Annotated in this window: 2 protein-coding genes; both read left to right on the forward strand. The window is 54.6% G+C overall.

All coding sequences use genetic code 11. From position 1 onward, the window contains the following. Nucleotides 1-138: 138 nt before the first annotated feature. Nucleotides 139-579, forward strand: coding sequence for a zinc ribbon domain-containing protein (locus tag DU506_RS21135; RefSeq protein ID WP_114488784.1), 441 nt, complete (start codon nt 139-141; stop codon nt 577-579). 48 nt (nt 580-627) lie between these two features. Further along, complete coding sequence (locus DU506_RS21140) at nt 628-1380, forward strand: VIT1/CCC1 transporter family protein (RefSeq protein WP_114488785.1); 753 nt, start codon at nt 628-630, stop codon at nt 1378-1380. Nucleotides 1381-1504: the final 124 nt, after the last annotated feature.

A 1504-nucleotide genomic window follows, 5' to 3' on the forward strand; every position in this document is an offset into this window, starting at 1 on the left:
CTTTTTCAGGACGGCTGCTTTACGTTCTTCGGAATAACGTGGCACATGGACTCCATGCCGCTCCCTCTGGATTTGATTTAGGCGATAACGCCAACCGGACAACTAGGCTGACAGAGGGGGCCTGGCTGGAAGCAGAACGTGAATATCGGAAAGGTGAACAACCAGAAATTCGCCACTATCCCGCATGCCAAACTGATCGAGATGATCCGCTACAAGGCGGACGAGAGGGGCATTGCCGTGACGCTCATCGAGGAGTCATACACCAGCAAAGCCAGCGCGCTTGATCTGGATGCGATGCCTGTCTATGAAAAAGGACAGACGGAAAAATACCGGTGCAGCGGACGGCGAGTAAAACGAGGTCTCTACCGTGCCTCCCAAGGTCGGCTGATCAATGCTGATGTGAACGGTAGCACGAATATCATGCGAAAAGTAATCGGTGATGAGTGGGTCAACGCCCATCTCAAAGCCGGTAAGGGCGTTGTGGACACGCCCATGTCAATTACGCACATTGATCACCGATTGACATTAGAAGCTCGCCAACGAGCGAGTGAAACCACGTCTAACGGCGCAGCCGCTTAGGCGTGGTAGTTCATGGTTATCCTTCCAGGGCCAGCAGGAGACCTTTTCATGCCAATCCCAAGCCGTGAGCGACTCCTCGATGACCATCAACCTACGGCGGTGCGTGACCGCTTGGCCACTCCAGTAAGGGCATCGACGCTACCAGATGCTGTGCTCGGTGGCATCGATGGCTGTGTCACCACCTTTGCGGTGGTATCTGGTGCATTCGGTGCGGGATTCTCGCCACAGGTAGCGCTAGTACTGGGCTTCGCCAACTTGCTTGCCGATGGCTTCAGCATGGCGGTTAGCAACTACGAGGCTGGTCAGGCGCAACTGGCTCAGATCGCAAGCGCTGAACGCACCGAACGTCAGCATATTTCCCTGGTTCCTGAAGGAGAGCGCGAAGAGATCCGTCAGCTGTTTCGTGCGAAGGGATTCGAGGGGAAACAGCTTGAGCAAGTAGTTGAGGTCCTATGCCGTGATCCAGATGTGTGGGTGACAACCATGTTGCACGAGGAGTATGGCCTTTCGGCTGCTGGACTTAACCCCCTAAGAGCGGCGCTAGCGACCTTTGCCGCTTTTTTAGCTGTCGGTATTTTACCATTGATACCCTATGCGTTACCTGGGTTGGGCATCACCACGCAATTCCTGACAAGCCTGGGGCTGGCCGGGGGTGTATTTCTTGGTATTGGCATGCTTAAGAGTGCGGTATATGGTCTGCCGGCTTGGCGCTCAGGGCTGCGTACATTGTTTATGGGTACCGCAGCAGCCGGACTGGCCTTCGCCACTGGTTATCTCGCACAAGGGCTGCTGGGCGGTTAGTCATCAACCCGCTTTATTCATCACGCCCGCGGTAGCGTCATTATTTAGCGCTTTACGACTACGTAATCCGAGCTTTGTGGCTATCTGACGTCTTCTTGACGGGGTAACGATGCAATATTGTTTT

Origin of the sequence: Vreelandella rituensis, from assembly GCF_003336665.1 — a bacterium.
Classification (GTDB): Bacteria; Pseudomonadota; Gammaproteobacteria; order Pseudomonadales; family Halomonadaceae; genus Vreelandella; species Vreelandella rituensis.

Bases quoted from the DNA above. Each gene is read 5' to 3' on its own strand.
- DU506_RS21140 (WP_114488785.1), top strand. From the start codon at position 628: ATGCCAATCCCAAGCCGTGAGCGACTCCTCGATGACCATCAACCTACG.